This window comes from Burkholderia sp. HMSC10F09 (assembly GCF_001806955.1).
GTDB lineage: Bacteria > Pseudomonadota > Gammaproteobacteria > Burkholderiales > Burkholderiaceae > Burkholderia > Burkholderia multivorans.
The window spans coordinates 9,357-16,806 of the sequence record NZ_KV786500.1 but is presented as its reverse complement, the minus strand read 5'-3'; the positions used below and the strand labels follow the sequence as shown (position 1 = coordinate 16,806).

The window sequence follows — 7,450 nt, the reverse complement described above, 5'->3', positions numbered from 1 at the left end:
CAGCGTGCGCCGCGTGCCGCCGCGGGCGAGCATCGCGTCGAGCGTGCCTTCGCCGCCGTCGGCCATCGGGCAGCAGCGCACGACGGCGTCGGCGCGCGCACGGCGGATGCCGGTCGCGATCGCGTCCGCGACCTGCTCGGCGGAAAGCGAGCCTTTGAACGAATCGGGCGCGATGACGACGACAGGCGCGGACGGGTGTTGCGGCATGGTGTCTCCGGAAAGCGTGATTGGTGTGAGGAATCGGGGTGCGATGACGGCGCACCTTCATTCGGAGCTTACAGGATGGCGGCGCGCGATGGATATGGCGCACGGCATAACGGTAATCCATCGCGCCGAGCGCGCGGCGCGGCACGCAACGTGCGACGGATCGCGTGCGGCAAGCCGGGGAGCCGGAGCGTCGCGCGCACGACGCGGCGAACGACTGCCGCGACGCGCCGATCTGGCGGTATGACGAAAATTGTTTGCTAGAATAGTCGATTCTTCCGGCCAAAGCCGTGCTCCGAGCCGCTTGCGCTAGCCATCCGGCGCGTGCAGGGATGGCGTGGCGCTCCGGCGCGGCGTGCGCGCGCGCCAGGCAGGCACGGCAAGGAAAAACCGATTCGCTCGAATAATTTTAGGACGATTGAAGCCATGGCTAACGTTGTTGAGAACCTCGGCAAGCTTGAACGCCGCGTGACGATTTCTTTGCCGAAAGAGACGGTGCAGAAGGAAATCGACGCCCGTATCCAGAAACTCGCGAAGAACGTGCGCATGCCGGGTTTCCGCCCGGGCAAGGTGCCGCTGAAGATGGTCGCGCAGCAGTACGCGGGTCAGGTCGAGGCGGAAGTGCTGAGCGACAAGATCGGCCAGGAATTCTTCACGATCAGCCGCGCGGAGAACCTGCGCGTCGCCGGTCAGCCGAGCTTCGCGCCGAAGCAGGAGCAGTCGGACGACGCCTACGCGTTCGACGCGACGTTCGAGGTTTACCCGGAAGTGAAGATCGGCGATCTGTCGACCGCTGAAGTCGAGCGCTCGACGACGACGACGATCGGCGACGCCGAAATCGACCGCACGCTCGACATCCTGCGCAAGCAGCGCGTGCACTTCCACGCACGCGGCGAAGCGGGCGAGCACGGCGACGGCGGCGCGGACACCGCGGCGCAGAACGGCGACCGCGTGACGGTCGACTTCGTCGGCAAGATCGACGACGTCGCGTTCCCGGGCGGCACCGCCGAAGACTTCCCGTTCGTGCTGGGCGAAGGCCGCATGCTGCCGGAATTCGAACAGGCGGCGCTCGGTCTGAAGGCCGGCGAGTCGCGCACGTTCGACCTGAAGTTCCCGGACGACTATCACGGCAAGGACGTCGCGGGCAAGACCGCGCAGTTCACGGTCACGATGAAGAAGGTCGAATGGCCGCACCTGCCGGAGATCGACGCCGAATTCGCGAAGTCGCTCGGCATCGAAGACGGCGATCTCACGAAGATGCGCAACGAGATCAAGGAAAACCTCGAGCGCGAGGCGAAGCGCCGCACGCAGGCGATCGTGAAGAACCAGGTGATGGACGCGCTGCTGAAGATCTCCGAACTCGACGTGCCGAAGGCGCTGATCGAGCAGGATCAGCAGCGTCTCGTCGAGATGGCGCGTCAGGATCTCGCGCAGCGCGGCGTGCCGAACGCGAAGGACGCGCCGATCCCGGCCGAAATGTTCGCCGAGCAGGCCGAGCGCCGCGTGAAGCTGGGCCTCGTGCTCGCCGAGCTGGTCAAGGCGAACGGCCTGGAAGCGAAGCCCGAGCAGATCCGCGCGGAAGTCGACGAGTTCGCGAAGAGCTACGAAGACCCGAAGGAAGTGGTCCGCTGGTATTATTCCAACCAGCAGCGCCTCGCCGAGATGGAAGCGTTCGTCGTTGAAAGCAACGTCGTCGACTTCGTGCTGGGCAAGGCAAAGGTGACGGACAAGGAAGTGAGCTTCGAGGCACTCGCAAGCGCATCGGCGCAAGCGTAACTGTCGCAGCAGCGGCGTGCCGGCTGTCGGAGCGACGGCCTGCACGCCGTTTTTACGTCGGGCGCACGGTTGCCATTAATATGGCGATTGAGCGGGCGGCTTCCCTCCGTTCAATTTTCCATTCGAACAAGGTTCATTGAATGATCACTCGCGCTGAATTGCTGGACATGCTTGCTTCGAACGCGCCGCAGGGTTTCGAGGCGCAAGCGCTGGGGCTCGTGCCGATCGTCGTCGAAACGAGCGGCCGCGGCGAGCGTTCGTACGACATCTATTCGCGTCTCCTGAAGGAGCGCCTGGTATTCATGGTCGGCGAAGTGAACGACCAGACGGCCAACCTGGTGGTCGCGCAACTGCTGTTCCTCGAGAGCGAGAATCCCGACAAGGACATCAGCCTGTACATCAACAGCCCGGGCGGCTCGGTGTCGGCCGGCATGGCGATCTACGACACGATGCAGTTCATCAAGCCGGACGTGTCGACGCTTTGCATGGGGCTCGCGGCCAGCATGGGCGCGTTCCTGCTCGCGTCGGGCGCGAAGGGCAAGCGTTTTGCGCTGCCGAACTCGCGCGTGATGATTCACCAGCCGCTCGGCGGCGCGCGCGGCCAGGCGTCCGATATCGAGATCCAGGCGCGCGAGATCCTGTACCTCAAGGAGCGGCTCAACCACCTGCTCGCGCAGCATACGGGCCAGGACGTCGAGCGCATCGCGCGCGACACCGACCGTGATAACTTCATGTCGAGCGAGGACGCGAAGGCGTACGGGTTGATCGACCAGGTGCTGCTGAAGCGTCCCTGAACTTAAGTGGGGTGCCGCCCCGTTTCGTGCGGCGCCCCGGCAGTGTCCCGAAATGCCCTGAGCATCTGCGGCAAGCGCATCAGCCGGCTTCGGCCGCGTCCCGCGCGCGGTGTCCGGAGTAATCGGCGTATCATGTCATTTACCTGTCCGGAGGCTCTACATTCATGGCGGACAAAAAAGGTTCGAACAGCGAGAAGCTGTTGTATTGCTCGTTTTGCGGGAAGAGTCAGCATGAGGTGAAAAAACTCATCGCGGGCCCGTCGGTGTTCATCTGCGATGAGTGCATCGACCTCTGCAACGAGATCATTCGCGACGAGGCGGCCGCCGCCGGCGTCGAGGCCAGCCTGTCCCGCTCGGATCTGCCGAGCCCGCAGGAGATTCGCGACATCCTCGATCAATACGTGATCGGGCAGGAGCGCGCGAAGAAGATCCTCGCGGTCGCCGTGTACAACCACTACAAGCGTCTGAAGCATCTCGACAAGAAGGACGACGTCGAGCTGTCGAAGAGCAACATCCTGCTGATCGGGCCGACCGGCTCCGGCAAGACGCTGCTCGCGCAGACGCTCGCGCGGTTGCTCAACGTGCCGTTCGTGATCGCCGATGCGACGACGCTGACCGAAGCCGGCTACGTCGGCGAGGACGTCGAGAACATCATCCAGAAGCTGTTGCAGAACTGCAACTACGAGGTCGACAAGGCTCAGCGCGGCATCGTCTATATCGACGAGATCGACAAGATCAGCCGCAAGTCGGACAACCCGTCGATCACGCGCGACGTGTCGGGCGAAGGCGTGCAGCAGGCGCTGCTGAAGCTCGTCGAGGGCACGATGGCGTCGGTGCCGCCGCAGGGCGGCCGCAAGCACCCGAACCAGGATTTCATCCAGGTCGACACGACGAACATCCTGTTCATCTGCGGCGGCGCGTTCGACGGCCTCGAAAAGGTGATCACCGATCGCACCGAAAAGACGGGCATCGGCTTTGGCGCGACGGTCAAGAGCAAGCAGGATCGCGACGCGGGCGAAGTGCTGCGCGACGTCGAGCCGGAAGACCTGATCAAATTCGGTCTGATCCCCGAATTGATCGGCCGTCTGCCCGTGGTCGCGACGCTCGGCAAGCTGGACGAGGCCGCGCTGATGAAGATCCTCGTCGAGCCGAAGAACGCGCTCGTCAAGCAGTATCACAAGCTGTTCGCGATGGAGCGCGTCGAGCTGGAGATTCGCCCGGCCGCGCTGCAGGCGGTCGCCCGCAAGGCGATCCGTCGTAAGACCGGCGCGCGCGGCTTGCGCTCGATCATCGAACAGGCGTTGCTCGACGTGATGTACGAGCTGCCCACGATGAAAGGGGTCAGCAAGGTCATCATCGATGAGAACGTGATCGATGGCGACGGCAAGCCGTTGCTGATCTACGAGGACACGCCGAAGGTGGCGGGTTCGAACTGACCGGCTTGCCGACGATGTTCTGCGAAAAAGGGCCGTTCATGAAAACGTGGGCGGCTTTTTTTCGTTTATCTTGTGGGTAACTCTGACTCGACACGCGGTGGTTACTTTCTTACCGAATATTTCCCGCACTTGAAGGCTTGCAATCCGATGTGCCGGCCTCAATTACCGAACAATTGATTCCACTCATGGGGAAATGAAATGTCAGGCACCCAACTTCTCCCGCCGGAACGCATCACGCTCCCGCTGCTGCCGCTGCGGGACGTCGTCGTTTTCCCGCACATGGTGATTCCGCTCTTCGTGGGCCGGCCGAAATCGATCAAGGCCCTCGAAGCAGCAATGGAAGGCGGCAAGCACATCATGCTCGTCGCCCAGAAGACCGCGGCGAAGGACGAACCGACCGACAAGGACATGTACGAAGTCGGTTGTATTGCCAACATCCTGCAGATGCTGAAGCTGCCGGACGGCACAGTGAAGGTGCTCGTCGAGGGGCTGCAGCGCGCGAAGGCATTGTCGATCGAGGAACAGGAGACGCAGTTCTCCTGCGAAGTGATGCCGCTCGAGCCCGATCATGCGGACAGCGCCGAAACGGAAGCGCTGCGCCGTGCGATCGTGTCGCAGTTCGATCAGTACGTGAAGCTGAACAAGAAGATCCCGCCGGAGATCCTCACGTCGCTGTCGGGCATCGACGAAGCAGGCCGTCTCGCCGACATGATCGCCGAGCGTCTGCCGCTGAAGCTCGACCAGAAGCAGCACATCCTCGAGATGTTCCCGGTCATCGAGCGCCTCGAGCACCTGCTCGCGCAGCTCGAAGCCGAGATCGACATCCTGCAGGTCGAAAAGCGCATCCGCGGGCGCGTGAAGCGCCAGATGGAAAAGAGCCAGCGCGAGTACTACCTGAACGAACAGGTGAAGGCGATCCAGAAGGAGCTGGGCGAAGGCGAAGAGGGTGCGGATCTCGAGGAGCTCGAGAAGCGCATCAACGCCGCGCGCATGCCGAAGGAAGCCAAGAAGAAGGCCGACGCCGAGCTGAAGAAGCTGAAGCTGATGTCGCCGATGTCGGCCGAAGCGACCGTCGTGCGCAACTACATCGACACGCTGATCGGCCTGCCGTGGCGCAAGAAGAGCAAGGTCAACAACGACCTGTCGAACGCCGAGCAGGTGCTCGACGAGGATCACTACGGCCTCGAGAAGGTCAAGGAGCGGATCCTCGAGTATCTCGCGGTGCAGCAGCGCGTCGACAAGGTGAAGGCGCCGATCCTCTGCCTCGTCGGGCCCCCGGGCGTCGGCAAGACCTCGCTCGGCCAGTCGATCGCCCGTGCGACGAACCGCAAGTTCGTCCGGATGGCGCTCGGCGGCGTGCGTGACGAAGCCGAGATCCGTGGTCACCGCCGCACGTATATCGGCTCGATGCCGGGCAAGATCCTGCAAAGCCTCGCGAAGGTCGGCGTGCGCAATCCGCTCTTCCTGCTCGACGAAGTCGACAAGATGGGCATGGATTTCCGCGGCGATCCGTCGTCGGCGCTGCTCGAAGTGCTCGATCCGGAACAGAACCACACGTTCGCCGACCACTACATCGAAGTCGACTTCGATCTGTCGGACGTGATGTTCGTCGCGACGTCGAACTCGCTGAACATCCCGCCGCCGCTGCTCGACCGGATGGAAGTGATTCGTCTGTCCGGCTACACGGAAGACGAGAAGGTCAGCATCGCGCAGCGTTACCTGCTGCCGAAGCAGAAGAAGAACAACGGTCTGAAGGACGGCGAGATCGAGGTCACCGAGCAGGCGATCCGCGACATCATCCGCTACTACACGCGCGAAGCCGGTGTGCGTTCGCTCGAGCGCGAAGTGTCGAAGATCTGCCGCAAGGTCGTGAAGATGCTGCTGCTGAAGAAGGCATCGGGCGCGATCAAGGTTGACGGCGACAACCTCGACACGTTCCTCGGCGTGCGCAAGTACGACTTCGGCCTCGCGGCGAAGGAAAACCAGGTCGGTCAGGTGACGGGCCTCGCGTGGACGGAAGTCGGCGGCGATCTGCTGACGATCGAAGCCGCGGTGATGCCGGGCAAGGGCAACGTGATTCGCACCGGTTCGCTCGGCGACGTGATGAAGGAGTCGGTCGAGGCAGCGCGTTCGGTCGTGCGGTCGCGTTCCCGGCGTCTGGGCATCAAGGACGAAGCGTTCGAGAAGCAGGATATCCACATCCACGTGCCGGAAGGTGCGACGCCGAAGGACGGTCCGTCCGCCGGCGGAGCGATGACGACGGCGCTGGTGTCGGTGCTGACCGGTATCCCGGTGCGTGCCGATGTCGCGATGACGGGTGAAATCACGCTGCGCGGCGAAGTGCTGCCGATCGGCGGGCTGAAGGAGAAGCTGCTCGCGGCGCATCGCGGCGGCATCAAGCTCGTGCTGATCCCGGAAGAGAACGTGAAGGATCTCGCCGAGATTCCGGACAACGTGAAGAACGCGATCGAGATCGTGCCGGTCCGCTGGATCGACAAGGTGCTGGAACTCGCGCTCGAACGTCTGCCGACACCGCTGCCGCCGGAAGAGGAAGCGAAGGCTTCGTCGGCGCCGGTAGCCGAGGCGTCGAAGGATGCCGGCTCGACCGAGGTCGTCAAGCACTGACCGGAACACCGTCCTGACGGTCGTTCACGAAACCCGCGGCGTGTCCGCGGGTTTTTTTACGTGCGTCGTCGGGAGCGTGTGCGTCGGCTGACGAAAAAATCGTGCTCGGGGCTAGCAAAGTATTCGGGGATGAATTAGAATCGCAGGCTCGCTGGTTGTTGATGCGGAAACGCAGATCGCAGCCAGATCGAATCGGAAACGGGTGCTTAGCTCAGCTGGTAGAGCGGCGCCCTTACAAGGCGTAGGTCGGGGGTTCGATCCCCTCAGCACCCACCAGTTTCCCGGTTCGGCAAGACCATGGAGCGGTAGTTCAGTCGGTTAGAATACCGGCCTGTCACGCCGGGGGGCGCGGGTTCGAGTCCCGTCCGCTCCGCCAGAACGAAGCCCGTTCAAGCCATTTTGAGCGGGCTTTTGTATTAAGGTGTAAGCAGTACGTTGTCCCCTTCGTCTAGAGGCCTAGGACATCACCCTTTCACGGTGAGTACAGGGGTTCGAATCCCCTAGGGGACGCCAGATTTCGGCGTCGTTCGAACAAACGATGCGCCGGCAGGAAGCAACCGACGCCTGCCAGGCAAGCAGCAAGACTGGAGCGGTAGTTCAGTCGGTTAGAATACC

5 protein-coding genes and 3 tRNA genes are annotated in these 7,450 nt (G+C 62.9%); 7 read left to right on the top strand and 1 reads right to left on the bottom strand.

Going from position 1 to position 7,450, the window contains the following annotated elements:
- Nucleotides 1-207 (bottom strand): glycerate kinase (locus HMPREF3115_RS00915; RefSeq protein WP_006416449.1); only part of this gene is annotated, 207 nt, incomplete at its 3' end.
- 423 nt (nucleotides 208-630) lie between these two features.
- Here HMPREF3115_RS00915 and tig point away from each other — a divergent pair.
- From tig to HMPREF3115_RS00880, 7 genes are all read left to right on the top strand, one after another.
- A complete protein-coding gene (tig, locus tag HMPREF3115_RS00910; protein ID WP_070553215.1) occupies nucleotides 631-1,980 on the top strand; it encodes a trigger factor in 1,350 nt (449 codons plus the stop codon).
- 140 nt (nucleotides 1,981-2,120) lie between these two features.
- Nucleotides 2,121-2,774 carry an ATP-dependent Clp endopeptidase proteolytic subunit ClpP gene (gene clpP / locus HMPREF3115_RS00905; protein WP_006408392.1) on the top strand — a complete coding sequence of 218 codons (654 nt, stop codon included), beginning with the start codon at nucleotides 2,121-2,123 and terminating at the stop codon, nucleotides 2,772-2,774.
- Between the two features lie 164 nt (nucleotides 2,775-2,938).
- Nucleotides 2,939-4,210, top strand: coding sequence for an ATP-dependent Clp protease ATP-binding subunit ClpX (gene clpX, locus HMPREF3115_RS00900; protein ID WP_006402239.1), 1,272 nt, complete (start codon nucleotides 2,939-2,941; stop codon nucleotides 4,208-4,210).
- 198 nt (nucleotides 4,211-4,408) lie between these two features.
- A complete protein-coding gene (gene lon / locus HMPREF3115_RS00895; RefSeq protein ID WP_070553213.1) occupies nucleotides 4,409-6,835 on the top strand; it encodes an endopeptidase La in 2,427 nt (808 codons plus the stop codon).
- 200 nt (nucleotides 6,836-7,035) lie between these two features.
- Nucleotides 7,036-7,111, top strand: a tRNA-Val gene (locus tag HMPREF3115_RS00890).
- 23 nt (nucleotides 7,112-7,134) lie between these two features.
- Nucleotides 7,135-7,211, top strand: a tRNA-Asp gene (locus HMPREF3115_RS00885).
- A 61-nt stretch (nucleotides 7,212-7,272) separates the two neighbouring features.
- A tRNA-Glu gene (locus tag HMPREF3115_RS00880) sits at nucleotides 7,273-7,348 on the top strand.
- The last annotated feature ends 102 nt before the right edge of the window (nucleotides 7,349-7,450 follow it).

What these genes read in the sequence shown, in the direction of transcription:
- tig (WP_070553215.1), top strand. Translation starts at nt 631, where the DNA reads ATGGCTAACGTTGTTGAGAACCTCGGCAAGCTTGAACGCCGCGTGACG.
- clpP (WP_006408392.1), top strand. Translation starts at nt 2,121, where the DNA reads ATGATCACTCGCGCTGAATTGCTGGACATGCTTGCTTCGAACGCGCCG.
- clpX (WP_006402239.1), top strand. Translation starts at nt 2,939, where the DNA reads ATGGCGGACAAAAAAGGTTCGAACAGCGAGAAGCTGTTGTATTGCTCG.
- lon (WP_070553213.1), top strand. Translation starts at nt 4,409, where the DNA reads ATGTCAGGCACCCAACTTCTCCCGCCGGAACGCATCACGCTCCCGCTG.